Genomic DNA, 26,984 nt, shown 5'->3' with positions numbered 1-26,984 from the left:
ACGGCTACGAGTGCCAGCGGTCGCGGCCATCGGAGCCGGGGCCGCAGACCATGGGCGTCCCCGCCTTGGTCACGCCGGTGGCACCCGGGGGTGAGCAGAAGGAGCCGGGGTGCACGGTGCCGACATTGCTGCTGCCGTCTTCGGACGACGAGGAGTCACCTCCCGTTGAAACGCCGCCGCCAGTCGTGCTGTCGCTGCTGCTGCCGTCGTGGTGGTTGGGGTCGTTGGCGGGGATCTTGTAGGTCGTGTCCTTCTTCGAAGGGCACTTCTGGACGAGATCGGCGTCGGTCCACTGACCCAGGTCGAGGTGAACCGTGGTGGTGGAAGTGACTTCGTCGTCCTCGTCGGGGCGTTGGAAGCACACCCGCCACTCGTCGCCTTCCTCGGCGGCCTCCTCGGCCGTGGGCGCGTCGATGTCGAGGTAGACGTCGTCGAGCGTGATGCTGTCGAGGTCGATGCCGGCCTGGTCCAGCGCCTTGACCGCCGTGTTGTAGGTGTCGCCGACGACATCCGGCATCGTCGGCCACGGGAGGGGGCCGCCGTCCTTCGACGGACAAGGCTCGTCGTCCTTCACAGCGGCGAAGGCGACCGACTTCGCGGCGGTGTCGGCCTCCTGGAAACACACCGTCCAGGTCGACCGCACGGCGATGGCACGGCCTTCCTGGGACGCGTCGTGACGCCCAGACGTGAAGCCGGCCGAACGAGCGCCGTTCTCCGCCTCGTCGAGGGCCTTGCCCGTGTAGTCGGCGAGTGCAGGGGCTTTCGCCGGGGCGGCGGACGGAGCGGCCTCGGTGTTCTTGTCGTCCGTGTCCTGTGCGCTGGCTACGGGCTTGTCCGGCTCGCTGTTTTCGAGCTGCCCGCTCATGCCGGCGCTGATCAGCATCAGGAAGAAGGCGCCGAACGTGGCGCCGAGCTTCGCGTACCAGCGCCATGCAGGCAGGACCCACACGGCCACCATGACAGCGATCATCACGAGGAAGCCGAGCCCGAGACTCACCGCGCTGAGGAGGGCGACGAGGACCAGGAAGCCGAGCAGGGCGGGGGTGGTCTTCCACCAGGGCCGGGACGGGGGAGGAATGGTAGGGGTGTTGTACGGGTTCACGGTTGCTCTCTTGTTCTCCGGTGTTCAGGGCTGATCGGACCGGCCGACTCATGTCAGGGGTAAGGCGTTCAACGGCAATGAACGGGCCAGTGTTACGTCAGCGGTCGTTCACTGACCGCGTACGCCGGGACGTCCGCCTGCCGGGGCCCGGCCCGCCGGGTCAGCCTGCGGCCTGCTCGATGAGCCTGCTGGCCGCGTCGCGCAGACTTCCGATCTCTTTCAGCGCCGCCTCGCGTGTGGCGCCGATCTGTCCGCCCGGGCGGGTGAGATCGCCCAGGGCGTGTTCCACGTCGGCGATCCACCCGCGCAAGTGCTCTTCGCCGGCGTCAACCAGGCCGTCCCGCTGCTGGAGCGCCACGTTGGCGAAATGGTCCCGGATTTCCTTCCGGTGTTTGTCCACCGCCATTCGATTGCTCTGGTCCTTGACGATGCTGACCGCGTCCAGGGCGGGGCCCATGACCATCGGTGCCCACTGAGCCTTTCCGGCCCAGCTGGAGACCTTGTTGGTCGCGTTGACCTTGCCCCACGGCTTGAACTTCTTCGCGCCGTTGGTGACCTTCCCGCCGGAGTCGAGCAGCTTCTGGCCCACCTTGTTCTTGCTGAGCCAGTCCACTACGGCAGCTGCCTGCTCTTTGTCGCTCGCGATCTTCCTGAGCCACTCCGACAGCTTTCCGGCCCCCTGCTTCGCGGCCTGCTCCGCCGCCTTCTTGACCGCTTCTTCGAGAGGTGACTTCGCGGGTGTGGCGGGATTCGCCTCGGGCGGGTTGACGTCGTTCACCCACTCCTCGGGCTCCGGTACGACATCTCCGTACTCGGCGGTCAGCGCGTCGTACGCCGCCCTCGTCGCGGAGGAGAAACTGATGTCGAAGTCGGTGTGGGAATCGACCAGCTTTCCGGCGACGTCGGTCGCGATGCCGGTCGGGACGGTGCCCTTCTTTTCCGAGACACTGTCGGCGATCCGGCCCCCTTCCGTTCTGATCCTGGCGGCGACGACCTCGCTCTCCCTCTCCAAGGCCTTCAGCACGCCCTCCCTCGCGCGGGAGAGCGACGCCTCGACCTTCTCCGCGGTCCGCACGGCGTCGAGGTCCTCGCCCTGCAGGTGCCACATCTCCTCGGCGTCCGCCAGAACCCGGAGGATTTCGTAAGCTTGCGCCCTGGGACGGAGACCGTTGACCCCCGGAGCGACTACTTTCCGCAACTCGGTGGTGAGGGCGTCGATGCCGCTCCCCGAAGCCAGCAACTCGCGCTCTTCATCGGTGAGGTCGGGATCGTTGGCCGCGTCGAGGAAGTCGCGGGCGTCAGTCGGGACGATCGGGACGCGGTCGGCGAAGGGGCCGAGCCGTTTGCGTATCTCGCCGAGAATGACCTCGCGGTCGCTGTTCTCGGCGTTCATCTTGTTGACGACGACCACGCTCCGGTCGGCGAAACCGTCGGCATCGAGGGCCCTGACAATGGCCTCCGTCTCGGCTTCGCCGGGCAGTTCGCTCGTCGTCACGATCATCAGCGCGTCCGCGCCGCGCACACCGCGTTCGGCCGAGGCTAGGTGCGAGTCGTCGCCCGACAGGGTTCCGGGCAGGTCGACCAGGGTCACGCCGTTCCACGGGTACGGCGTCTCCTCCAGTGTCTTGGGTGCCGCGTCGACGAGCTTTTCGACCTCTGCCGCCGGGAGTCGGAGGAGTGCGGCGATGAGTGTCGACTTCCCCGCGCTGTACGGGCCCAGGAGCGCGATCCGCAGCGGGCTCGTGTCCGTGCGGGGCAGGGAGGCTGTCAGGTCCCGGGTGCGCGGGTGGGCGTTCAGAACCTCCTCGGCCCGTGCACTCAGGGCCAGCACGGGGGCGCTCGGCCCCCCGTCAGCCGTCGTCCGCAGTCCCATCGCCTTCTCCGCTTCTTGAATCCGGGCGGACCTCGATCCGCTCGGTGAGGACATCCACGAGGTGCTTGTGCAGGTGTGCCCGCACGTCTGCGACGTGGGACGTATCGGTCCAGACGCGGAGTTCGCCCCCCGGCGTCCGGCGTGCTCGGCGGACGGCCGTCGGCTCCCCGCCGGCGAGAGCCAGCAGCCGGCGTGCCAAGGTGAGGTCGATCGCGTCGAGGGCGGACCGCACGGACGACTGCAGCCGGCCGAGCCGTTCGAACCGCTCGCGGGTGCTGCCGATGCCCGCGGTCTCTGCCGCGAACTGGGCCTCGACCTGGGCCGTCGCGTCCTCGAGGACCATCGCCAGCCGGGCGTCGACCCAGTCGAACAGATCGTCGAGGCAGGTCTCTGCCACTTCCGAGGCCGTTTTGGTCCACTCCTCCTCCGCCTGCCGTGCGCGGTCGATCTCGTTGCTCACCGCTTTCATCGCTCCGAGCAGGGCATCCGTCGCGTAGAGCGCCGCGGTGACGGGAGCGGAGGCAGCGGTGGTGGCGGCGGAGGTGGCCAGTTTCTTGGAGAACACCTTGGTGAGTCCCTTGGAGAGACCCTGGGCGGAGAACGAGTCCAGGAGGGTGGTGGCCGCCCCCTTGACGGCGGCTGACGCGATCTTCGGGGCGGGGTGCGGTTCCACGCGCGGGTGTTCGTCGTCCTGTCGCTCCGGGGCGTTTGCGGGGGCACGCAGCGTCCGTCCCCGTTCCCGCGCTCGCCGCACGAGTTCGTCCTCAAGAGCGAGGATGAGGCCGTCCCATTCCAGTTCGGTGAGGAAGTCGCTCCACCGCTGTGCGTGGTCCTCGCCGCCCAGGTTCCGGACCGTTTCCGGCAACCGCTCCCGGGCCCGGTGACGTTCGGCTTCGAGGCGTTCATGTGCCTCGCGGCCCGCGGTCCGGAACGCTTCGAGCAGCGCGGCCCGTTCACCCGGCGTCGAGCGTTCCAGTGCGTCGAGTGCGAGAGCGATCCGCGGGAGTTCTTCGGCCGCCCGGTCGTGGAAGGCGGCGAGCGGCCGTCGCACGTCCTCGGCCAGCCGTACGGCACGAAGGGGAATCGATCGCTCTGCCAGGAGCTGGGAGAGCGCCAGCTCCAGTTCGAGAAGTCTGCTCGCCCGCATGGCCCTGTCGCCCAACTCGCGATCCTCCACGGACAGTGACTCGTGGGCTGCACCGGTGTGGACCGCGAGGATGACGGGCGGGGCGGCCCCGGCCGCGCGGGCGACCTGTTCGATGCGAGCGGCGTGCCCCGACGCCGTTCTGAACTCTCTGTCGGGGGAGTTGGCGAAGACCGCGAGGCGCGCGGTTTCGTTGACCTTCCCCTTCACATTGACGACGGCCAGCAGCGGCTTCCCCGAGAGGAGAAGCCGCTGGAACTCCGCGGCCTCCTCGTCACGCATCGTGTCGGCGTAGTTCCAGATGACCGCGTCGGCGCTGTCGCACGCCGCCCGCGCGTGCTGCGCGTCGAAGTCGTCGTCCTTCGCGGCGAAGCCGGGTGTGTCCAGGTAGGTCACGGGTCCGACGTCGAAAGCGGTGGTCTTCCGTGTGGTGCGGTGCGCCCCTCGTCCGATCCCGGACCGGTCCGCGTCGCGCGTGAGGGCCTTGCGGAGCGTGGTCTTCCCGGACTTGGTTCTTCCGGCCACGGCCACGAGCAGCTTGCCCCGGACGGCAGGCAGGGGCTGTATGGCATTGCGAAGTTCACGCTCGACCGTTCCGACGCGGCCGATGACCCTGACGAGTCCCTCGCTCGCCACGGCGTGCTCGGAGTGCCCCGTTCGCCCCGTTCGCCGCAGGAGGTCCTCGACCTCGGCCCGGAGAACGGCCTGGACGGCGCGGTAGTCCGAGCGGCTCGTGTCCACCGCTCCGGGCGGTAGGGCGAGTTCGCCGACCAGGGGGTCGAGAGCCTCGCGGAGCCCGGGCTCGCTCTCCCGCAGGTCCATGGCCGCCGCCACGCGGTCGAACAGCGCGATGTTCTTGGCGTACCAGGACTCGAGAGCTCGCAGCCGGCCGGCGTCGTGCCGGGAGCCGACCGCGAGGAGCCCCGAGGCGAGCCGTGCCGCCGAACTCGTGGCCGGCGGCGGTACGGTCAGGGGCGTGGCCGAGGCGGGAGAGGCCGCCACTGCCAGTGTCGGCGTCGGCCCCGGCGCGTGTGCGAGCACGGCCCGGCAGTCGTCCGTTGCGAGCAGTTCCAGAGCGCTCCCCGACAGGGCGCCGGTGTCGCGGGCCGTGAGCACCCACACGAGGGCGTCACGCCGGTCCGACCTGAACCCGGAATGCGCGTCAGGCCCGAGCCAACGCCACCATTCCGGCCGTGCGGAGAGGAACGCCTCGTACGCCGTCCGCGCCGCGACGAAGTCCCGCACCCTCTCGAGCCGCGCCGCCAGCTCCCGGTTCTGCAGATCCTGGGCCGCCGAGACGCTGTGCTGGAGCACGAGCTCCCGCGCGGCCGCAGCCCGACGGGTGGCGCGGGGGCGGTTCAGGTCGGCCAGAACGCTGTCGAGGTCGAGGTCGAGGTCGATGTCGCCGATCGAACGCCAGATCTCCTCGGGCCAGTCCTGATCCGCACGACAGTATGGTTCGAGGGCCTTTGGTATCCGTCGTTCCGCGGCCGTCACCGACGCGCGGTCCGTCCGTAGCGCCTCCACCGGGACACCCTCAAGAGCTCGAAGGTGCGACCGCGCTTCTTCGGTCCGCGCCAACTCCCGCAGAGCCCTGGCATCTTCGGGGCCTGCCGCCATACCGGCCAGCTCCTGCTCCTCGACGCACGCCGACACGGCGTCCGAGACGCACGAAAGCGTGCTGCCGTACGCGGGCAGAACGGCACACCCGTGCTCCTGCGCCACCGCGTCCACGTTCTCGGCGAGCCGCCGTAGCGCGGCCTGTCCGGCCATGGCGTCGACCCCCAGCGGCTCGAGCAGGAGGGCCAGGATCTCGGTACGGGGACTCGTGCCTCCGGGCACCTCGGTCACTGTTGCTCCTTGTAGGGACGGTGGTGACGGACCACGCCCTTCGTGCGGGCGGAGGCGAGGCCGACGGCGACATGGTCGCCGGTACCGTGGTTTGGGATCGTCCTCACGGGGCTGCGCGGCCGGGCGAGTTCTCAGGGACACGCAGGACGTCGGCCCGGTGTGCCTTTCGCGTGCTGAGCCTGCTGGTGGCGCGCCCGAGGCGGAGTCCACCACTGACGGGTTCCTGGCCCACTGCCGCCCCCTTCGCCGCGCGCGCTCTCGAGGCTCGCGCGGTTCTCGCGATTCCGAAACGGAACGCGCCCCCCTGACCTGATGCCCCATGGTCCGCCATGCCGGAACAGATGGTGAGGCGACCTTGACTGTACACGGTTACGCACATGTGTGGTGGATGATCGCATGTTGACAGCGTCAATGCGCGCTTCGGGTCCCCTGGGCCCTGACCTTGCCGATTGGGAAGGGTGCGCTGGGAGTGCTCGCCACCCGTCTCGTACGCTGAGTCATCGTACGGACACGTTCGGTGGACGGTACGATTTCGGGTCGGTCATTCTGGGGTTCTCGGCCAGGGAGCTGGCGCGTGTGCACCTGGAGGTGGGCCTCGAATGACGACCGACCACGTAGAGCCGGCGGTGCCGGGCGGGGAGTGTGAGCGGGAGCCGGGACCGTCGGACAGCCTGCGGACGTTCGGAGCCGTCGTTCAGGCGTTGCGTGAGCATGCGGGGCTGAGTCGGGTGCAGTTCGGGGAGATGGTTCGGTTCTCCAAGCACACGGTTGAGTCGGTGGAGTTGGGGCGTCGGATGCCGGACGCGTCCTTCGTGGAGCGGGCGGAGGAGGCGTTGGGGAACACCGGGGCGTTGCGGCACTCGGCGCGGTTTCTGACGCGGGGTGAGGCGGGGTTGGCGGTTTGGTTTCGGCGGTGGGCGAAGCTGGAGCGGGAGGCCGTGAGTCTGTGTACGTATGAGTGCCGGTTGGTGCCGGGGTTGTTGCAGTCGGAGGGGTATGCGCGGGCGCTGTTTGAAAACCGCATCCCGCTGCTTACGGATGAGCAGCTCGAGGCTCAGGTTGTGGCGAGGCTGGACAGGCAAAGCATGCTGGTCGAACGGTCGACCGTTCCCTTCCACTTCATCGTCGAGGAGGCCGTCTTCCGGCGCCGCCTGGGTGGAGGCGAGGTCCGGCGCGAGCAGTTGGAGCACGTGTTGGAGCGCACAGCGTTTCGCAACGTAGCTTTGCAGCTCGTGCCGCTGGAAGTTGAGTACCACTCGTGTATGGACGGGCCATTACGTCTGCTGGAGACACCGGAAGGTCGACGGCTCGCCTACTCCGAGGGCCAGGAGAGCGGGCGACTGATTGCTGACCCGAAAGAGGTGAGAGTCCTGCAACAGCGCTATGACACACTGCGGTCGCAGGCCCTGAACCCGAAAGACTCGCGGGCCTTGCTGGAGCGACTGCGAGGAGAGACATGAGCGCGACAGAACTCGCCTGGTTCAAATCCAGCTACAGCGGTAGCTCGGGGGACGATTGCGTAGAAGTAGCCGTCACGGAGCAGGCCATCCACGTACGGGACTCGAAGGACGTACGGCGCCCGCCCTTCGCTGTGGAACGTGAGGGATGGTCGCGCTTCGTGGGGTTTGTCACCGAGGTGTGACGTGTGTCCCGGTGGCCGCGAAGACCGCCGGGACCTGATGGGTCGGCTCAGTTGGCCAGGGCGAGACGTTCTACGTGGGCGACCTTCACGGACGCTATGTCGGACAGCTCGCGCTTGTCCGCGAACTCGCTGTACTCGGTGAACTCACCCTTGTCGGCGTCGGTCTTGCCGGCCGCCAGGTGAGTCGAGCTGATGAAGGTCTGGCCGACGAAGTCGCCTTCCTCGTCGAAGGCGTTGACGACCACGGCATAGTTGGCGGGTCCGTCGCCCTCGTTGCTGATCTTGTAAACGAACTCGTACGTCTCGTCGGTGTCCGCGTCGCAGTCGTTGAACGAGTAGACGTCGTTGTCGTCGCAGTACTCGTCGTCGGCGTCCTCGACGACGAGTTTGCCGCCCGAGACTTCGACGTGGTCCATCGCGTCGTCGCCGTTGCCCAGGGCCCACCAGGTGACGCCGCCACCGGCGAGGAGCACCGCGACGGCTGCGGCGACTGTCAGGGTGCGCTTGCCCGGACGGCGTCCTGTGGTGGTGGGTGCGGGCGGTGCCGTAGGAAGCGGGGGCGGGACGGGCGTGACGGCCGGTCTCTCGGGCGGGTTGTCGGTCATGAGGCGCTCCGTTCGGGGGTGATGCGCACTGTGAGTGACGCAGGTCGGTGGTTGGTCAGGGGGATGTGGTGGTGTCCTTGCCGATGCGCAGGCCGGTTCCCGCCAGCAAGCACAATCCGGCGAGGACGGACACGACGCAGGCGGCTCTGAAGACGTCCGAGTGCTCGTCTGCGAACATGCCTGCGGCGGTGAGGCCGAGGAACACTCCGGAGGTCTGCCAGCCGGTTCCGGACGGCATGGGGGTTGCGGTACGCCAGCGGATGCGAGGCACCCACAGGCGCAGGAGCTCCGCGGTGGCTGCGAAGGCCACGAGACGGGACGTGATCATCAGAGAGAGGGAAGCTGTGTTGTCTCCGAGTTCGCCGACGCCGACGACGGTTGTGAGCGTGAAGTAGAGAATCGGGACCAACCAGGCCGGGTGCGCCCGGGTGCCGGGAGCGGGAAGGGCCTCACTGGTCCGGTCGGTGACCTTGGTGAGGCTGACCAGGGCCGGGGCATCCCCTGCAGTGCGGGGGGACGGGATGCCGGAGAGCGGCGGTGCCTGGGGGAGCGGCCGCAGGGCACGGTGCTGCGCGCGGCGGAGGCGGCGGCCGATATCGCCGTACGTGTCCATGTGGGCCGACAGTTGTGCTTGGAGGTCGAGCAGCTTCTTGGCCATGGCGTCGAATTCCGCCCTGCGCACGGCAGCGAGCCGACTGGCCTCTTCTTCGGCGGTGGTGAGTCGGCTGAGGGTTTCGGTCTGCAGTTGGGTGGCTTCCTTGCGCGCCTTGTCTGCTGCTCGCGGGGCCTCCGCCAGTTCCTTTCGCAAGCGGACGCGTTCGGCCTTGATGATCTCGGCGATGCGGTGGCGTTCGTCCGGCGGCAACAGGCGTGGTGCGCGGGCTTCCGCGCGGGCAAGGACGGACTGACGCCACTCCAGGAGGGGACGGCCGCGGTGCTGACCGATGCCGTTGATGTGGACCTTGCCGCCCTTGGTGCGGTGAATGTAGAGGACGTCGCCGCCCTTGCCGTTCGGTGCCTTCTCCCAACTGACGCGTTCGAAGTCGGCGGCTGTCCTGATTCCGTGGGCTGCGAGGTCACGGATGAGTCCCTTGCCGATGCCGTTCACCTCGCTTGAGGTGAGGTACGTGCGGCTGAGCGTGCGCTCGATGGACTCACGGCGCAGGACGGCCAGGGCGCGCGTCTCCTGGCTCTCGCGCTTGCCGTCCAGGCCGTTGAGCTGTTGGTTGAGGGAGGCTTCCTGGCGTGCTTGTCGTTCGTGGATGCGCTGAAGTGCCTTGCCGTGGACCGTCTCGGCGCGGTTGCGGTCCCGTGCCTCGCGGTTCAGGCGTTGCTGGTCGGAGACCTCGAAGGCAGGTCGCTTGTCGAGGAGGCGGCGGAGAGCGCGGATGAACTCGATGAGTTGGCGGCGCTCTGCGCGGATTGCGGAGGGGGAGGGGACAGTGGCCGGCGGGGCGGGGGTGGACCCGTCCCGCCGCGTGGGCGTGCTGTCGATCAAGGGAGTGCTCTCAGCGGGCGGGGTGTCGAGGGCCGTGGCCCGGGGGCGGGGTGAGGGTGGAGGTGTAGTTCTCGCCGTCCACCAACGGGTTCTCCAGGCTGACGCCGGCTGCGGCCATGCGGTCGTACTCGGCGAGGATCAGGTCCTTGGTGCGGTAGGTGCCGTACTTGGCCTCGTCCTTGCGCTTGACGATGGAAAACGTTTCGAGGATGTAGTCGACGTCTTCGCGAGAAATTCCGTAGAGGAGGAAGAAGAGGGAGTCCAGTTCGGATCGGATTACTTTGCGTCGGTTTTCGTCCCAACGGAAGGGTGAATTGGTATCGCCCAGGCTGGCCGCATACTCCGACATTTCGTGTCCCGTGTAAGTGAGTTCCAATATGCGAGCTTGTATGAAGGGATATTGATTACTCAAAAGCTCGGGTCGAGGGACAGGAACTTGTTGAGACGTGCTCTGCGGGATACTCGGCTGACTGAAGCTGTTCCTGAGGGCGTAGTCGTATGCGAAGGAATTAAGCGCGGCTGTCAACAGGGCTAGGTGTGGAGCATCTGGGCCCGAGGAAATGATCCATCCGTAGGATGCGGCACCCCAAGGGATAAGTGCCGCAATGCTCGTCCGCTCATCGTTATTGCGCGCAACCCGGCGGTGACCAAGGAGAGCGGTGGTGCATTTAAACTGCCGCCGTGCCTGACGGGCTGCCGTGTCGTCTGAGGACACCCAGTACTGGGGCTGAACTACGAAGTTTGGAGATGCGAGTTCACTAGGCAGCGATTCATGGGATCCTGTTGAATCAGCGAAGCGATGCGAGTATTGGTGGCCCATTCGACCTTCGTACAGCGGGAGCATCTGGGACCCTGCCCTCGTGAAGACGTTGCCCATAAGCTGCCACCCCGCGCCCTCCAGCTCCTCGCGGGTATGGAAGAGGTGTGAGTCGTTGGACATGTGGAACATCGTCATGAATGACAAGCCCCAAGGGTTGCCGTTCGGGTCGCCCTCCTTGATGAGTACTGGGACGCGCCGATAGATGCCGAGCGTAATTTCGGCGTCGCGCCGGGAGCGGAATACGGGGCAGGTGCCCGTGTTCGGGTTGAGGAGGGTGATCTCCTCGGGAGTGAGAGCGAACGCCTTTCCTGCGGCGTCCAGTTCTGACGGATCGTGAACGAAGAAGGCGAATCGGGCAGCTGGTTCTCGCATGGCGCGGCCGGTGAGGGACAGAATGCTGAACTTCATGCGTGAGTCAACTGCGGGAAACAGTCCGCTGCGGTTCTCGAAGTCGTACAGCGCCGCGATCGACCCGTTCTGAACCAGATCCTTGAAGAAGTGCTGTGTCGTGGCATCCGTCGCGATACCTGTCGGCACGATGACGCCCATGCGGCCGTGCGGGCCCGTCAGCGTACGGTTGGTCTCTGCGAAGACGGCGTACGTGTTGATGTCACCCCGGCCGGTGAGCGGGTAGCGCAGGGACAAGCGCAAAAACTGGCTGTCACCCTCCGCCTGACGCTTGGCCGCAGTGAACTCGGCGAACAGGTCAGGGTTCGTCTGCGGCAGGGCTGCGATGAGCCGTTTGCGGGCAGCAGCGTTCGGAGCGTTGGCGATCTCCGTGTCGCGCTGGGCGAAGAACTCCTGTTCCTGGAGCTTGATGCGCTCCCACGGCGGATTCCCTAGCACACAAGAGAATCCGCCGGCCCACCCCACGGACGGGTCCGCGTCGCCGTCCGCAGCCTCAGAGACTGCGAAGACCTCCGGGAACTCCAGGTGCCAGTGAAAGAACCTGTACTGCTGTGCGAGCCGGATGATCTCCTCGTTCGTGCTCACCGGAATGCCCGCGCCCGCGCTCTGGAGGTCCCGGAAGACGCCCTCGGTGACAGGCGTCGGCGCGCCCTGGACCTTGGGCCACATGAAGGCCGCGCACCAGGCATCGCCGATGTGCATGGCGCGGAGGTATTCCGCGGACTGTTCCAGTTCGCGGAAGCGGCTCGACTGAAGGCGGACGTCGCGCAAAGTGTTAGCCCGAGTCGCAGTGATGTCGCGCAGGCTTGCCGCGAAGGCCGCGTTGGAGACCCAGATGCGCTCCTCCGTGTGGAAGCTGAGCTGGCCGCCGCGTTCCGCCGCGTTCCGCTTCTTGATGGCCGAAGCGACCTTCTTGTCGTCGCCCTCGATCGGCTTGAAGGCGTCATCGGGGATGCCCTTGGCCAGCAGCGCCGGCGTTGCACCGATCAGCGCGTTGCCGTGCTTGACGTGGGCGTCCAGGAAGCCCAGCGGCTTGCCCGGTTCCAGGGCCTCCAGCCACAGGGACACCTTGGCCAGCTCGACCGCCATCGGGTTGAGGTCGACCCCGTAGATGCACCGCGCGACCACCTCGTGCAGCGCGTGCCGCACCGCGTCGATGGTCGGCTCCGGGTTCTGCTCCCGGACCGCAGCCACCCGCTTGGCGATACGCCGAGCCGCAGCGACCAGGAAGTGGCCGGAGCCGCAGGCCGGGTCGCAGACCGTCAGCGAGAGCAGTTCGCTCTCGATCGCATCGCGGGCGTCCGGCTCGCCCGAGCGCGTCGCCCGGATCTCCCCCCGCTTCACCGCGTCGTCGATCACCGGGTCCAGCGCTGAGTCCAGCAGGCACTCGATCAGCGACGACGGAGTGTAGTACGAACCCGTCGTCTTCCTCGCGTTGCCCGCCAGCTCGACCAGCTCGAAGGTGCGCTCCGTCGCGTTGTGCTGCGGGACCAGCTCCAGCAGGGACTCGTAGATGGAGCCCAGCTCCTCCGCGTCCAGGTGGCGGTAGTCGACCACCCGGTTGCGCTTGCTGGTGGTGTCCCGCACGATCGACAGCGCCCGTACCGCCTCCAGCAGGGGCTCGTTCGACAGGGACAGGCTGTGCAGGACCTTGTCCGCCTCCGTATCGTCGAAGATGCCGCCCAGGCCGGGCAGGCCCAGCTCCGGCAGGCCGTCGTCGTTGCCCAGGCCCGACAGGACGAAGCGCAGCGCACGGTACAGGTCACCGTGTGCCGTGCCCCGGCGACGGTGGGCGTGCCGGCGCAGGCGGGCCGACGAGAAGTACGTCTTGTAGCGATCCTTCGCCTGCTCCTCCGCCGACGGGGACAGCAGGACCTCCCGGTCCTCCGCGACGAACAGGAACAGCAGGCGGTAGACCATGCGCAGGAGCCCGTAGTGGAAGGTCTTGACGTCGACGGTCTCGCGCAGCTCGCGGTTGGCCGGGTGCTTCAGGAAGCCCGTGCCGAGGGTGGTGATTGCCCGCTGGACGCCCTTTCGGAGCTGGTCCAGGGCGCGCGTGCCCTGTGCGATCGCCTCCGTGCGCCACTTCTCCAGCCAGCACGTCGACGGTGCCGCGTTCTCCGCGACCTCGAAGCGGGACACGTGCAGGAGCCGGTACAGCAGGACGAACTCGCTGAACAGCTCGCCGTCGAAGATCGCCTCCAGGTCGAACTCGACGTACGACGCGGTCGCCAGCGCGCTGGAGTCGCGCAGCAGGCGCACCTGGCGGCCGTTGGTCAGCAGGCCCCACAGGTGGGCCTCGGTCCGGTTCAGGCACTCCTGGAGCATCGACTGCGGAGGCACCGTGCCCGCGCCGCCGGGACGCTTGTCCAGGTTGGCGTTCCACGGGGTCTGGTGGATGAGCGCGTGCTGCCAGCGGTGCGAGACCTGGAAGTGCTTCTCCGTGTCCGAGTCGGCCGTGATGCCCTCCGTGCCGATCGGCGTCAGGCGGCCGAAGCCCAGCTCCCGCCACAGCGGGGCCAGCCAGTCGGCGACCGCGCGGCCCGTGGGGTCGCTGGCGGGCAGGCCCGTCACCCGGTCCTCGGGGAGGTGCTTGCGCAGGTCGCGCCAGAGCGGCTTCAGGTACTCCCAGCTGCGTTCCGCCTCGTCGCGGACCGAGCGGGACGACGGCAGGCCGTAGTCAGCGGGCTTCGAGCCCGGGACGTCCTTGCCCTCGGAGATGCGCAGCAGCATGTCGGTCGGCAGCAGGCCGCCGACCGTGTGGACTGCGGTGAACACCTGGTGGCGGGTCGTGGCGGACATCAGGCGGACGCTCCAGAGGCAGCAGCGGGGTTGGCGGGGAGGTAGAGGTACGCGCCCAGGACGTCGGCCGGCTTCTGGGCCGTCACCGACAGGCCGCGGACGATCTCGCCGGAGGCCTGGCGCACCCGGCGGTGCGAGGCGTCCAGTTCGGCGGCCAGTTCGTCGCCGTACGACTCCAGCTGGTCGGTCGTCTCGGGGAGTTGGTCGAGGACGCGCTTCATCATGCGTTCGCCGAAGTGCGGGTCCGTGTTCTCGGACGCCGTCGCGCCCAGCAGCGCCGCCGCGCGCTCCTGCGACAGCCACACCGCGTTCTTCGGGGAACCCTCGAAGGCGAGCAGGCGTGCGTCCTCCGCCACGAGCTGCTTCTCGCCGCTCCGCGACGGCAGGGTGAGGTGGAAGCGGTAGCGGACCAGCAGCAGTGTCGTACGGGTCGATACCGCGTCAGTCGTCACCACGCCGCAGCGGCGTGCCGGGCGGGCGCCGTCCGCCTCGGTGTCCAGGGCCGAGTTCAGGACGTGGGACGCCAACGCGCCCACCACCGGGTCCGTCCGTACCAACGCGACCTCGCCCCGTGCCACGGCCGGATCGTTCCGGAACGGGATCGGACGGTCGCGCTCGATCACCTCCGCGCCCACGGCCGTCGCGAGGGCGTCCCTCAGGCCTGCCGGTGTGCCGCCCACCTGTGCGGTGAAGTCGGGCGTCGTCTCACCGGCATCCCGCAGCACCGCGCCGAGCGCGCCCAGGGACTCGCGGACGAACGTCTCCACCTCTCCCGTACCGCCGAGCGCCTCTCGGACCGCCGCGACCTCGCGGGCCACCTCCTCCGGGTGGATCGAGCGCTGCGCGAACCGGGAACGGGAGGTCGTCTCGCGCTCCGCCGCCGAGTTCCAGTCGCTGTCCAGCTTCGCCGTGCTCACCTTGAACGCGTCCGCGCCGAACAGCGCGCCGTCGTCCTCACGGCCGCGCATGAGCAGCCACTCGACGATCGCGTCCGTCACGCCCGTCGACAGCTCGTCGGGGACGGACACCGAGATGCCCAGGTCCTTCTTGATCTGGCGGTGCTTCTTGATCAGCACCTCCAGGACCTTGCCGTCGATGCCGTTGTCGTCGCCGTACAGGGTGATGACGCGGACCTCGTCCCGTTTCTGCCCGTAGCGGTCGACGCGGCCCTCGCGCTGGTCGTGGCGGGTCGGGTTCCAGGCCAGGTCGTAGTGGATCACCGCGTCGAAGTGGTGCTGGAGGTTCACGCCCTCCGACAGGCAGTCCGTGGCGATCAGTACCCGGCGCGCGGCGGCGTCCTCGCCGGCCTCGGTCGCCAGCGCCTCGATGTTGTCGATGCGCTGCTGGGGCGAGAGCTCGCCCGTGACCGCCTTGACGACGGTCTTCGCGCCGAGCGGGCCGCGCTTCTTCGACTCGGGGTCGTTCGCGAGCTGCTCGGCCAGGTACTTGGCCGTGGGGATGTAGCGGCAGAAGACGATCGGGTGGTAGCCGTCGGCCAGCAGCGACTTGAGGTGCTTGAGCAGGGCCTTCAGCTTGAGGTCCCTCGCCGGACCCTCCAGCTGCGCCGCCCGGTCGGCGAGTTCCGCGAGCCGGGAGCGGGGGGCGTCCTCCGCGGTCTCCGCGCCCGGTGCTACGTCCATGCCCTCCATCGAGTCGCTGTCCGCCGCGTCGCTGTTGAGCGGGGCGCCGAGCTTGTCGGCCTCCTCCGCCGACGCCGCGACCGCCGCAGCCGACCGCGTCCGCAGGGTCTGCGACGCCGCCCTCGGCGAGGACACCAGCGAGCGCAGCAGTGCGATCGCCGACCACCAGGCGATACGGGCCTCGCGGCGGCCCCGGCCGTCCGCCTCCTCCACACGCTCACTCGCGTACGCGATCGCGTCGTCCAGCAGGGCCCGGTACTCCGGGGACAGCTTGTACGTCTCGTCCTTGAAGTAGCGGTCCGAGGGGAACGCGGTGCGCTCGGCGAGCGAGTCGTCGGCCAGACCGTCCGCCTTGGTGAGGTACCGACGGACGTCCGCGCGCTTGCGGGCCACGAAGTGCTGGGCCAGCAGTTTCCTGCCCGCCTCCGACTCCAGGTCCACGGAGGCCAGCTCGGGCTTGACCAGGCCCAGCAGGTTGCGGAACGCGGACTCCTTGCCGCTGTGCGGGGTCGCCGTCACCAGGAGCAGGTGCCGGTCCTTGTCCTCGGCCACCCGGCGCAGGAGCTCGTAGCGCAGCTGGTTCTGCGTGCCGGTCTTGGTGTCGTCGGCGGCCACGCAGGTGTGGGCCTCGTCGACGATCACCAGGTCGGGACAGTGCCGTACGAAGTCGTCGCGGTGGCGGGTGGACTTGATGAAGTCCGTGGACACGATGACGTGCGGGTAGCGGTCGAAGAGAGACTGTCCCAGGTCGAGCCCCCGTTCGAGACGGGTGACCGTCGACGACAGGACCAGTTCCGCGTCGATGCCGAACTTGCTGCGCAGTTCCTGCTGCCACTGCTCCGCCAGGGCGGGGGAGCACAGGACCGCCAGGCCCGTCGCCTCACCCTGCGCGAGCAGTTCGCTTGCGATCAGGCCCGACTCGACGGTCTTGCCGATGCCGACGTCGTCGGAGATCAGCATGCGGACCGTCTTCTGGCGCAGCGCCATCAGCAGCGGGACCAGCTGGTACGCGCGCGGTTCCACCGCGATGCCGGCCAGCGAACGGAACGGGCCCGCGCCCGAGCGGAAGCCGACCCGCAGAGCGGTGCGCAGCAGGCCGGCGGCCCGCTGGTCCCCGAGGTCGGTCGGTTCGGGAGCGGCGAAACGGGCCTCCTCGACCGTCTCGAACACCGGGAAGACGGCGGCGATGTCGTCGTCCGAGCCGCCGAGCGGGCGCAGCACGAGCAGGTCGGGCTTGCTTTCGGGGAGTACCACCCATTCGCGGCCGCGGGCCTTCACCAGGGAACCGGCGGAATACGTGAGTGCCATGTGTGTCGTCAAGTCCTTCGGTGAAGGTGATCAGTTGGCGGCAGGAGTGCCGAAGTAGCGGACGTTCGCCGCGGCGATCGCGTCCCAGTCGGTGCCGTGGCCGAAGCGGACGACGTCCCAACTGGCGTTGAAGAGACGGTCCTCGGCGTCCTCGTCACGCAGGGAGTCCTGCTCCTGGCCGGGAGCGTCGACGAAGACGGCCACGTTTCCGCCGGGCAGCCGGTACACGAAGTCGGGTCGCGCGTTCGCCTCCGTGAGGAACGGCGCCGCCTCGTCGGGCAGGTGCAGTCCCCGTGCCTTCGCCCAGCCCAGGAAATCGCCCTGGGCGGCGAGATCGGCGGCGGCCGACGTTTCCACTGGGGTCGGTGTCTCCGGCGCCCGGTCGAGCAGACGGCGGTACTGCTCCGACCGCGACTCGCCGCGTGCCTCGCGCTTCGCCGTTGCCGACGTGAAACGCACCAACAGGTGCCGGGCAGCGTGGCGGTTGATCTGGGCGTGGTCGAGCTGGTTGCCGTACGTCAGCAGGCATTCGTAGCAGCCGAGCGCGCACGGACGGTCCGGGTGCGGGCCGCCCAGGTCGGTGCCGTCGTCGTCGAAGTGGCAGATCGACAGCGCGTACCGGGCAGCCTTCGCCAGCGCGTCCGGCTCCGCCTGGAGGCGGCGGAGTACGCCCGCGCCGCCCTCGGCGGCCTCCATGAACAGGAACCGGCCCCGCGGTCCGCCGTCCGGCGGCAGCAGTTCGCTGGACAGCTCGGCGTCCTCCAGCTCGAACGCGGCCTCGATGCCCCGCTCCAGCGCGTACATGAGGGACAGCGCCTCCGGCTCGGGCAAGGCCTCGTCGAGGGTGAGGACGAGGATGTTGCGGCGGTCCTCCACGTACGGGATGACGCGCTTCTTGCGGCGCCGCTCCTTGCCGTCCTCCTCGACCATCGGCAGTTCACTGGAGTCGCCCGAGGCCTCGGCGGCGTCCCTGTCGTTCATCCAGCGGCCGTCGGCGAGATCGAGCCAGTAACCCGCCGGCTCGTCCTTCTTGGCGCGGACCCGGCCCAGGTTGGTGATCCGGACGGTCGCCGAGTCCCCGTAGGCCAGGTCGGCGAGCGGGGCATCCCCGCTGTCGGTGACGGACGCGTTGAGGCGGCCCTTGCGGGCGCCGTGGTCCTGGAAGCGGTACGAGGTCTCCATGCGGTAGCCGGCCCGGCGGCGCTCCTCCTCGTCCGAGGAGATCCGCTCCCGGCGCGTGGTGTACACGGTGTGCAGCTGGAGCAGACCGTGGGTCGCCGCGCCGAGCGGCTCGTCGCACATGTGGCAGCGGTCCTGGCGTTCGGCCGGGTCGTGGTGGTAACCGCAGTGCGCGCAGCGGCGGGCCTCGCTGGTCGCCAGGTCACCGGACGAGTCCGGCGGCAGCTGGATGCGGGTCACCTGGTAGCGGGCACCCTCGTGGTAGATGAGCGCACCGGGACCGAACTCGCGGATGGCCAGGAACCGGGGCCGCTGGAGGTAGTCGCCCTCGCCGCGGCGGCGGCCGACCGTCGGGATGTACGCCGCCAGCGGCAGGCGGGGGAAGCTGTAACCGGGCAGGAAGCCCTCGGAGGCGAGGTAGCGGTAGGGGTTGAAGTCCGACAGCACCGACTTGCTGTCGACGCTCTCGTTCATCAGCAGGTTGAGTTGCGTCTCCGCCTCGCGGCGCCGGGCGTTGGCCCGATTGCGGTCGATCTCCGTGAGGCTGTAGTCCAGACGCCGCCTGTTCTGGATGTACTGGTCGTCGAGCGCGGCGCGGAACAGCTGACGCCACCGGTCGAAAGCCTGGTCGAACCGCTGGGGCACCGTGCGGACCCGGTCCTGGATCCAGTCGTCGTGCCACCACGTCGTGTCGGCGGCGAACCCCGGCAGCAGCGGGCCGAGCACCCGCAGTGCCGCCTCCACCGTGCGGTCCTGGGCGCTCTCGTCCAGGGAGGCGTCGAGGATGTCGGGCAGCAGCCCCAGGGCGGGGTTCGGGCGGTCGCCGGTGTCCGGGTACGACACGTCGAGGATCTCGGGTATCGCGCGGCCCAGCTTCAGGCCGGCCTCCGCGATCCATATGCCCTGCAGATGCGAGAGGACCAGGTCCTCGTTGGCAAGGTCCAGACGTGGCGGGGCCACCGCGCCCGCCACCATCCGCTCCGAGCGGCGGAAGTAGTACTGGTCGTGGCTGTTGCCCGTCGCGCAGTACGTCGTCACCAACGCCGGCTGGCCGCTGCGGCCCGCGCGGCCGGAACGCTGGGCGTAGTTGGCGGGAGTGGGCGGGACGTTGCGCATCATCACCGCGTTGAGGGAGGAGATGTCGACGCCCAGCTCCATGGTGGGGGAGCAGTACAGCAGCTTCAGCTCCGCTTTGCGGAACGCCTCCTCGCGCCGCTCCCGCTCCTGCGGTGCCACCTGAGCCGTGTGTTCGCGCGCGAACATGCCGGACAGCGCGCTCGCCGCCTCCTTGTACAGGTCGCGGAAGAACGTGTTCACCCGCGGGCCGTCACCGCTGGGGTAGGTCCGCGTCAACGGGTCGTGCGCGCCCGTCTCGCCCTTGCCGGACCGCCAGATCAGCGACTGGGCCGCCACCCGGTATCCGGTCCGGGCCTCCGTGGTGGGCCGACGGTAGCGGCCGCCCGCCCGCTGCGGGGCCTCGGACACCTCCTTCACCAGGCCGTTCGCGGCGAGGACCTTGAGCAGTTCGGCGATGACGAGTTGCAGGTCCTCGGGGGAGAGGTTCTTGAACGAGGGGTCGGCGCGCCTGAGGTACTTGCCGAACTTGCCGCGGGCGGAGAGGAACAGGCCGGAGCGGTTCAGTCCCCGGCCTGTCGACGGGTGAGGGTAGGCGGTGCCGACGTTCGGCCGGTCGGAGGCCGACAGCACCCACGGGTCCACCAGCCGTTCCTCGCTGGCCCGCTGCAACGCGTCGAAGTCGTCGCGGAAGTAGGCCACGTCGATGGCGAGGGAGCGGCGCATCTCGTTCAGTAGCGCCTTCGTGATCTCCGCGCGCAGGGCCGGGTCGGCGTCCCGCAGGGCCGCGTGCGTGTGCGCCCAGCGGTCCTGCTTCTCCGCCACCCAGTGCAGGTCCGCGTAGTCGATCTCCAGCAGGCCCGTCTGCTCCAGGTTCGGCATGGTGATGCGCCAGCCGCGTTCCAGGTCGAGGTACAGCCGGAAGGCGACCACGTCGCGCAGTGTTTTGGCCGCGGCCTTGGCGAGCGTCGGGGGCTGGTCGGCGTCTCCGGCGTAGTCCGCGGGGCCGATCGCGAGCGCGTTCGTCACCGCCGAGGCCAGTTCCTCGTGGGTGAGGCCGTCCTCGCCCGCGTCCAGTGCCGCCCGGAAGAGGGCTCCGCGCAACTGGGTGATCTGTACGAAGTCGTTGAAGTGACCGGCCTGGAGGGAAGCGTCCTGACGGTTGTCGACGAAGGTGAGGAGCTTGCGTGCCTCCTTGTCCAGGGCCTCCTCGGGCACCGACTTCAGCGATCGCACCACGGAGGCGGAGATGAGGGAGGTCGCCGAGGAACGGCCCTCCTGGTCCAACGTCGCGAGCTTGGCGAAGTCCCGGCCGCGTGTCTGCTCGTAGGCGACACCGCAGTGCAGGCAGAACAGGAACGGCGACGGAATGAAGGCGGCCTGCAGCTCGCCCCGGCCTTCGTAGCCGAGCGGGTCCACGGTGACGGCGCGCGGTACCCGGTCGCGGTACGTCTTCTTGAGGACCTCCTGGCCCCTCTCGTCCAGCTCGAGCCATGACTCCGGCAGGCGGCGGTCGTCGACGGCGTACTGGACGCTGGACGGCCAGGCCCGCTCCGGGTCGATGAAGAGGTAGCCGTCGCCCTGTCGTCCACCGGTTGCCGAGGTGTCACGGCGGGCCTCGTAGCGGACCTCGCCGTCCTCCTCGTCGCGCCAGACCGTCAGGTACTCCTGGCCGCACTCCCGGCAGAAGGCCAACGGCATCAGCAGCTTGCCGCCGCTGCCCGGCTGCTCCAGCTGGTAGGAACGGGTCAGATGGCGTGAGAGTTTGTCCTCCAGAGTGACGTACACGGTGTCACCCTTGGAGAGGAACTGGTGCAGCCGGAAGGCGAACAGCGGTCGGTCGGTGACCGGATGCCGGGCCTGCGAGCCGGCCTCCAAAGTCGCCTCGACAGCCTTCGCACAGTCCTCCTTGGCGACCCCCGACTGCTCCGACAGCTCAGAAGCCGCCGCATCCAGCGTGGTCGGCCGCCGACGCACCAGGCGGCCCGTCACCTCGTCCGTGGCCAGACCGAAGCGGGTCTCGATCCATCGGGCCAACGGGTCCCGTACGAGGTCGGCGTACGCACGTGGCGCGGCCGGTGAGGTCAGGCGCTCGGCGGGGACGGTGTCGGGTGCCTCGTCGGTGGCACGGACCAGGGTCTCCCCGATGACGTGCTCCGGGCTGACCGTCGTGCCGAACAGCCTGGTCGCCATACCGGCGACGACCTTCTTCTGGTCCTCGATGGTGCCCTCGGTCGACATGGTGGCCGAGGTGCCGATGCACTGCACGCCGGGCGCCTGGCAGGCCTCGCGGACGCGCCGGATCAGCAGGGCCACGTCGGCGCCCTGCCGGCCGCGGTAGGTGTGCAGCTCGTCGAAGACCAGGAACTCCAGGCCCCTGGCCATCTTGATGAGGCTGGCCCGGTCAGCGGGCCGGGTCAGCATCAGCTCCAGCATCACGTAGTTGGTGAGCAGGATGTCCGGCGGGTTGTCGCGGATCTCGCGGCGCTTCTCGTCGTCCTCCTGGCCCGTGTAGCGGGCGAAGGTGACCGGTTCGTGGCCCTGGCCGTAGCCGTCGCGCAGGTACTTCTCCAGCTCCTTGAGCTGACTGTTGGCCAGCGCGTTCATCGGGTACACGATGATGGCGCGCACCCGCTTGACCGCCTGTGGGCCTTCGGCGTCCCGCTCGTGCAGCACCCGGTTCACGATCGGGACGATGTACGAAAGCGACTTGCCGGAGCCGGTGCCCGTCGTCAGCACGTACGAAGCGCCGAGCGCGGCGGCGTCGACGGCCTCGCGCTGGTGACGGTGGAGCGTGAGCGGCCGGCCGTCCGGTACCGTGCCGCCCTCAGTCTTGCCGGCCTGGAAGATGCGGGCACATTCCGGGTGGATGACCTGGTCGCCGACCAGCTCGGCCACCGTGCCGCCGCTCTCGAAGAACGGGTTGAGGGACAGCCACGGATCAGGCCACTGCGACTTGTTGTCGAGATCCTTCTCCACGAAGGCCGCGACGCGGTCGTCCCGGATGACGGTGCCGCCCTCGGTGAAGTCGCGGTAGTCCTTGACGAGAGAGCGGTGCACGCCGAAGACGTCCATCGCTGTGCCGGAGGCGGTGACCGGCGCGGGCCGCGGGGCAGGCGTGGACGGAGCTACGGCGGCACGCTCGGTGGTGGCTACCAGCGGCCGCGTCGGGTCGAGAGCACTCCAGTGGGGGAGCTGCGGAGTGTCCGCGTCTCGCAGCGCCAGTGGGCGCAGGGCGTCGCGGACTTCCGCTGCGGTCGCGGGACGGTCGGCAGCGTCCTTCGCCAGTAGCCGGCCGACGAGACGGATCAGTTCGGAAGGGATTTCAGTACGGATGACACCGAGAGGAGTCGGCTCGGCCTCGAGGTGCTTGCGGGCAAGTTCGAACGGCGACTCGCTGACGAAGGGAGGCACACCGACGAGCATTTCGTACAACACACAGCCGAGCGCGTACAGGTCGGCGGCCTGGGTGACCTGGCGGGCTTTGAACTGCTCCGGTGCCATGTAGCGGGCCGTGCCGACGCTGACGCCGGTGCTGGTCAGCCGAGCCTCGTCCGGGTCGTCGGCGATGCGGCCCATGCCGAAGTCGAGGACCTTGACGGTTCCCCCACGAGTCAGCATCACGTTCGCGGGCTTCAGGTCGCGGTGCACCACGTCGGCAGCGTGGGCAGCGGAAAGGCCATCGGCGATCTGCGCGCCGATCGCGGCCACCCACGACAGGGGCAGTTGATGCTCCTCCTCGACGAGATCGCGTAGCGTCTCGCCGTCCAGGAACTCCATCACCAGGTAGGGCAGTCCGCTGTCCCCGGCGACTCCGCCCGCGATGAGTCGTGTGAGGTTCGGGTGCTCGAGCCGACGCATGATGCGAACCTCGCGCGCGAAGCGCTCCACCGCCTTCGTGTCCGTGGCGGTGTCGATCAGGGCGCCCGTGCGGCGGCGCAGGATCGTCTTCACGGCGACCGAATGCCCGGGGCCGCCCTCCGGCGCCTGGAGGTCCTCGGCGCGGTGAACCTCCCCCATGTTGCCCTTGCCGATGACCTGTCCGGTGCGGAATCTGCCGTCGATCACCTTGTGGCCCATGGCCGTCCCCTCAATTTTGGCCTCGCCGTTCCACCCGGGAACCGACGTGCCCCCTCCACACTGCGCGTCTTGCTGACGTTGTTTCAGGTGACGCTGCGAGCGGTCTCGTACACATGATTTATGTCGTGAACTCGTTGATGCTGTCAACAGAGATGCGTAGACTCGCTTGCGTTCAAGGGATTGGGATCGTGAGGCATCACATGGTGAGGGAGTTCGACATGTCCGTGTCCACGGCCGCGCTGAGCGAGCTGCTCAAGCGGCTGCGGCTTGTCGCGGTCGGCGGTGTGGTGCCGGAGCGCGAGTTTGCCCAGGAGGCGCACGCGCTTGGCCTGAGTGACGCCGAACGGGCTCGGTTGCGTGCCGAGCTGGCCAGGATGGGCCTCCTGGTGCGGGAATTGCATATGCACGTGGAGGTCGACTCGCCTGATGGTGAAAAGGTTGTATGCGTACGTGAAAAAAATGTGACCTCGCGTGTCCTGCTCGCTCAGGCGCTGCTCTCCCGCTACGAGGACGCCAATGGAGACCTGACGTCCCGGGTCGTCGAGGGCGTAATTCGACTGGCAGGGCTTGATGCCCGCGAGGCTGCGGCGCTGCGGGCAGGGGCCAGCGTGCGACCTGTTGCGGATAGTGTGGACGCTGACGCGACGGGGAATGCCGGGACGTCCGACGAGCTCCGGGAAACCCCTGCGGCGCCGACGGCCGACAACGCCGCCGTCGCGCCGGAGGGCGACCTTGCCGACGCGCTGGCAGCCGCCCGGGCTGTGCTGGAAGCCGACCGGTTCGAACGCAACGCGCACAGGCGGCTGTTGAGTGCCGAGGCCGAGGTGGGGCTGACCGCACTCCTGCGGGGCGGAGTGGAACGGATCGCGCACGAACCCGGCGAGGAGGAGCTCAAGGCGCTGCCGCGCGACGATGTCCGAGTCCGGGCCCGCGACTGTCTGGTCCTTCACAACGTGCGGCTCGTGCACTCCCTGGTGCGTCCGCATCTGGAACAGGGGCTCGACTACGACGACCTGGTGCAGCACGGCGTACTCGGGTTGATGCGGGCCACGCGGAAGTTCGACCCGACCATGGGCAACAAGTTCTCCACCTACGCCACCTGGTGGATCCGGCAGTCCATCACCCGGGCCATCGCGGACGAGGGCGCGTTGATCCGGATCCCCGTGCACATGCACGAACAGATGCGCAAGGTGGCCAGGGCCGAACGCACTCTGGCCGCCGAGGGACGGTACGCGAGCGCTGCCGACGTCGCGGTGCGGTGTGACATGACCCTACAGAAGGTGGAGGAGATACGGCGCCTCACCCGTCGTACCGACTCCCTGGACCGCGTCATCGGTGACGGCGCGACCCTGGGGGACTTTGTGGCGCGGACGCACCTCCTGCCGTCGGTCGACCGGCAGGTGATCGGTGCCCTGTTCACCGAGGCCGTCATGGACGTGGTGGACACGTTCACCGAGCGTGAGGCGCGGATCCTCGTGCGGCGGCTCGGCCTGGACGGGGACGAACCTTCGACCCTGGACGACCTCGGACGCGAGTTCGGCGTCACACGGGAGCGGATCCGGCAGATCGAGGTCAAGACGCGCCCTGTGCTGCGGGTGCGGGTGCGAGCGGCGGGCCTCGTCGGTCTGGACGCCCTGTGCGAGGAGGCCGAGCGCGCGGCGGAGCGGGCGGCCGAGGCCAAGAGAGCGGCACGGTACGTCCGCGCCACCCACGCGGCCCGCACAGCCCGGGCTCGGTTCGCCCTTCGCAAGGCCAGGGCGGAGCGCCTGGCCCGGGCCGACCGGGAGCGGGAACAGCAGCAAGGACAGCTGCCGGAGACGGAGCGGGTGGCGGAGGCCTCGCTGCAGACCCCGGTAGCGGGGGAGAGGGAGGAAGCCGCCGACGTGTCGACTACCGTCGCCGAGGGGAGCGGCCGGGACCAGGTCGTCGCGGAGGTCGGCGAAGCCGCTGAGGCCGGGGCTTCGAAGACGATCGCCGCCGACTGGGAGCGCGCCTGCCGGATGGCGGGAGCACCCGTGGACCAGGTCTCCTGGCTCGCCGACTACGCGCGAGCGGCGCTGGGAGACGATGGCCTGGCCGCGCTGTTGGGGCAGGCGGCTGCCGACATGGTGGTGCGGGACGCCCCAGGGCACGGACATCTTTCGCGTCCGGTGCTGACCGCGCTGGAGGTGCTGCGCCGGGTGCTTGACGCCCTGGTGGAAGCCGGACAGCGACCGGAGGACTTCTTCGACCGCCCCGCCGAAGCCCTGCGAGGGGCGACACCCCGCAGCTACCTCGCGGCCAGGCCGCTGGTGAACCGTGAGTCGCGACTGGCTGTCCGCGACAGCCTGCGGGAGTTGCTCGCCGCCGCGTCCTCCGGTGACCGGGCGGCGGAAGAGCCGGAACAGACACGCGTTTCCGCCCAGGCTCAGGAATCGGAGAGCGAAGCCGACAAGGCCGAGGCGGCGCCGGTCGTGGTGGAGAGCGACGCCACCACTACGGCGCCTCAGGCCACCGCCGACTGGGACAAGGCCCTGACGCTGACACAGCCGCCGCTGGGCGGGGGAGTCTCCTGGCTCGCCGAGTACGCTCTGCTGGCTCTCGGGCATCTGCAGTTGACCGTACTGCTCGGGCCCTCCGTGACGGATGCCGTCGTGCGGTCCGCGCGGCAGCGGGGGGTGCTCGACCGGTCTGTGGTCAAGGCACTTGAAGTCCTGAAGGCGGTTCTCGACGCCGTCAAGGACGCTGGCCTGCGGCCCGAGCACTTCTTCGAGCGACCTGTCGCCGCGTTGGCCGGGGCGACTCCCCGGACCTATCTGGCCTCGAGACCGCTGGTGCGGGCCGAGTCGCGAGCCGCCGTCCGTGCGGCCTTGCGGGAGTTCGTCGCCGGACGTCCGGCAACCTCCTCGGCCGAATCCGTCTCGGTCGGTCAGCCTCCGGTCGTTGTCGAGTCCTCACTCGTCGAAGCTACGGCCGAAGCCGAAGCCGAAGCCGAAGCCGAAGCCGAAGCCGAAGCCGAAGCCGAAGCCAAGGCCAAGGCCGCCGTCGGCGCAGGCGCCGAGTCCGACACCGATGCCGGTGCTAGGCACGAGACGGCGCTCGCGACGCTCACGCAAGAACACGAGCGACGGCTGAACGAGGTTCGCGACGCCGCCGACGAGCGCGTGGCCGCGGTCCGCGCGGAGGCCGAGCGACAACTCGACGCGCTCGAAGAGGAACTGCTGCACCGGGCGGACCGCGCACGGGAACGGCATGCCGCGCACGTGCGGCGCCAGGCCGAGGCACACGTCGCGGAGCTGGAGGAACGGCACCGCGAGGCCTGCGCGGCGTTGCTGCGCAGGGCCGAACTCGCGGAGGAAGTCGCCCTTGACGCGTCGGACGGGGAGCAGCGGGCGCATGAGCTGGAGCGGCGGCTGTACGACTACCGTGAGGGCGCCGAGGCCCGGATCAGGGAGCTGGAGTCCCGCCTGAGGGACGCCGAGACGGTCGCTGCCGAGCGGGAGCGCGCCGCCGGAACCCGGGCCGCCGAGCTGGAGACCCGGCTGCGGGCGGCAGAGGACGCCGCCGAACAGCGGGAGCGGGCCGCGAAGTCGGCACGGGAGGAGTACCGCCAGGGCGCCCAGCTGCGTGTCGCCGAGATCGAGGCGCGGCTGCGGGACGCCGAGGCGGCGGTCGCTCAGCGGGACCTGTTCGTCCAGGCGGCCCGCCGGCGCGCCGAGGAAGCCGAGCAGGAGGCGGCCCAGCGGATCGCGCAGAGCGAGCACAACGCCTGGCTGCGCATCACCGATCTGCAGACACAGCTCAGCGACCTGCAGACACAACTCGGCGACGCACAGGGGCAGCTGGCCGCAGCGCAGGAAGCGGCTTCGGGCCGCACCTCGCTCCGGGACCGCTGGCGCCGTACCTGAGTCGTCACCGCCCGTTCAGCGCCACCTCCGCCCCCGCCTACCACCCTCACCTTCTCTTCGTCCGAGCACCT

General features: G+C 69.2%; 11 protein-coding genes. 3 read left to right on the top strand and 8 right to left on the bottom strand.

Features of this window, described 5'->3' with window-relative positions:
- Positions 1-4: 4 nt before the first annotated feature.
- The 3 genes from ABS735_RS23970 to ABS735_RS23960 all read right to left on the bottom strand — a co-directional run bounded on the left by ABS735_RS23970 (position 5) and on the right by ABS735_RS23960 (position 5,970).
- Positions 5-1,102, bottom strand: coding sequence for a PASTA domain-containing protein (locus tag ABS735_RS23970; RefSeq protein WP_373900511.1), 1,098 nt, complete (start codon positions 1,100-1,102; stop codon positions 5-7).
- A 160-nt stretch (positions 1,103-1,262) separates the two neighbouring features.
- Entirely contained in the window at positions 1,263-2,975 is a 1,713-nt protein-coding gene (locus ABS735_RS23965) for a GTPase (RefSeq protein ID WP_476755850.1), read from the bottom strand.
- Positions 2,953-5,970: a GTPase gene (locus tag ABS735_RS23960; RefSeq protein WP_373900513.1), complete on the bottom strand. Its 3,018-nt coding sequence runs from the start codon at positions 5,968-5,970 to the stop codon at positions 2,953-2,955. Before ABS735_RS23960 ends, ABS735_RS23965 begins: the two co-directional genes overlap by 23 nt.
- A 599-nt stretch (positions 5,971-6,569) precedes the next feature.
- Here ABS735_RS23960 and ABS735_RS23955 point away from each other — a divergent pair.
- Both ABS735_RS23955 and ABS735_RS23950 read left to right on the top strand, forming a co-directional pair.
- Positions 6,570-7,430, top strand: a complete 861-nt coding sequence (locus ABS735_RS23955) for a helix-turn-helix domain-containing protein (RefSeq protein WP_373900514.1) — start codon at positions 6,570-6,572, stop codon at positions 7,428-7,430.
- Entirely contained in the window at positions 7,427-7,612 is a 186-nt protein-coding gene (locus tag ABS735_RS23950) for a DUF397 domain-containing protein (protein WP_373900515.1), read from the top strand. The genes ABS735_RS23955 and ABS735_RS23950 overlap by 4 nt, the downstream gene beginning before the upstream one ends.
- Positions 7,613-7,659: 47 nt before the next feature.
- Here the strand turns inward: ABS735_RS23950 and ABS735_RS23945 are convergent, their stop codons facing one another.
- From ABS735_RS23945 to ABS735_RS23925, 5 genes are read right to left on the bottom strand one after another with little or no spacing between them, the layout of a single operon-like run.
- Positions 7,660-8,217 carry a hypothetical protein gene (locus tag ABS735_RS23945; RefSeq protein WP_373900516.1) on the bottom strand — a complete coding sequence of 186 codons (558 nt, stop codon included), beginning with the start codon at positions 8,215-8,217 and terminating at the stop codon, positions 7,660-7,662.
- A 55-nt stretch (positions 8,218-8,272) separates the two neighbouring features.
- Positions 8,273-9,715, bottom strand: coding sequence for a hypothetical protein (locus ABS735_RS23940; protein WP_373900517.1), 1,443 nt, complete (start codon positions 9,713-9,715; stop codon positions 8,273-8,275).
- A gap of 10 nt (positions 9,716-9,725) precedes the next feature.
- Entirely contained in the window at positions 9,726-13,745 is a 4,020-nt protein-coding gene (locus tag ABS735_RS23935; RefSeq protein WP_373900518.1) for an Eco57I restriction-modification methylase domain-containing protein, read from the bottom strand.
- A complete protein-coding gene (locus ABS735_RS23930; RefSeq protein ID WP_373900519.1) occupies positions 13,745-16,693 on the bottom strand; it encodes a helicase-related protein in 2,949 nt (982 codons plus the stop codon). The genes ABS735_RS23935 and ABS735_RS23930 overlap by 1 nt, the downstream gene beginning before the upstream one ends.
- A 30-nt stretch (positions 16,694-16,723) precedes the next feature.
- The gene (locus ABS735_RS23925) at positions 16,724-23,026 is read right to left on the bottom strand and encodes a protein kinase domain-containing protein (RefSeq protein ID WP_373900520.1); all 6,303 of its coding nucleotides are present in this window, start codon (positions 23,024-23,026) and stop codon (positions 16,724-16,726) included.
- Positions 23,027-23,244: 218 nt separating this feature from the next.
- Here ABS735_RS23925 and ABS735_RS23920 point away from each other — a divergent pair, with 218 nt between their 5' ends.
- Positions 23,245-26,913: a sigma-70 family RNA polymerase sigma factor gene (locus ABS735_RS23920; RefSeq protein ID WP_373900521.1), complete on the top strand. Its 3,669-nt coding sequence runs from the start codon at positions 23,245-23,247 to the stop codon at positions 26,911-26,913.
- Positions 26,914-26,984 lie beyond the last annotated feature (71 nt).

The sequence above is a fragment of the Streptomyces sp. MMCC 100 genome (genome assembly GCF_041538145.2).
GTDB lineage: Bacteria > Actinomycetota > Actinomycetes > Streptomycetales > Streptomycetaceae > Streptomyces.
This window is presented reverse-complemented; position numbering and strand designations above follow the sequence as displayed.

Bases quoted from the DNA above. Each gene is read 5' to 3' on its own strand.
- ABS735_RS23965 (WP_476755850.1), bottom strand. From the start codon at position 2,975: ATGGGACTGCGGACGACGGCTGACGGGGGGCCGAGCGCCCCCGTGCTG.
- ABS735_RS23955 (WP_373900514.1), top strand. From the start codon at position 6,570: ATGACGACCGACCACGTAGAGCCGGCGGTGCCGGGCGGGGAGTGTGAG.
- ABS735_RS23950 (WP_373900515.1), top strand. From the start codon at position 7,427: ATGAGCGCGACAGAACTCGCCTGGTTCAAATCCAGCTACAGCGGTAGC.
- ABS735_RS23945 (WP_373900516.1), bottom strand. From the start codon at position 8,217: ATGACCGACAACCCGCCCGAGAGACCGGCCGTCACGCCCGTCCCGCCC.
- ABS735_RS23935 (WP_373900518.1), bottom strand. From the start codon at position 13,745: ATGTCCGCCACGACCCGCCACCAGGTGTTCACCGCAGTCCACACGGTC.
- ABS735_RS23930 (WP_373900519.1), bottom strand. From the start codon at position 16,693: ATGGCACTCACGTATTCCGCCGGTTCCCTGGTGAAGGCCCGCGGCCGC.
- ABS735_RS23925 (WP_373900520.1), bottom strand. From the start codon at position 23,026: ATGGGCCACAAGGTGATCGACGGCAGATTCCGCACCGGACAGGTCATC.
- ABS735_RS23920 (WP_373900521.1), top strand. From the start codon at position 23,245: ATGTCCGTGTCCACGGCCGCGCTGAGCGAGCTGCTCAAGCGGCTGCGG.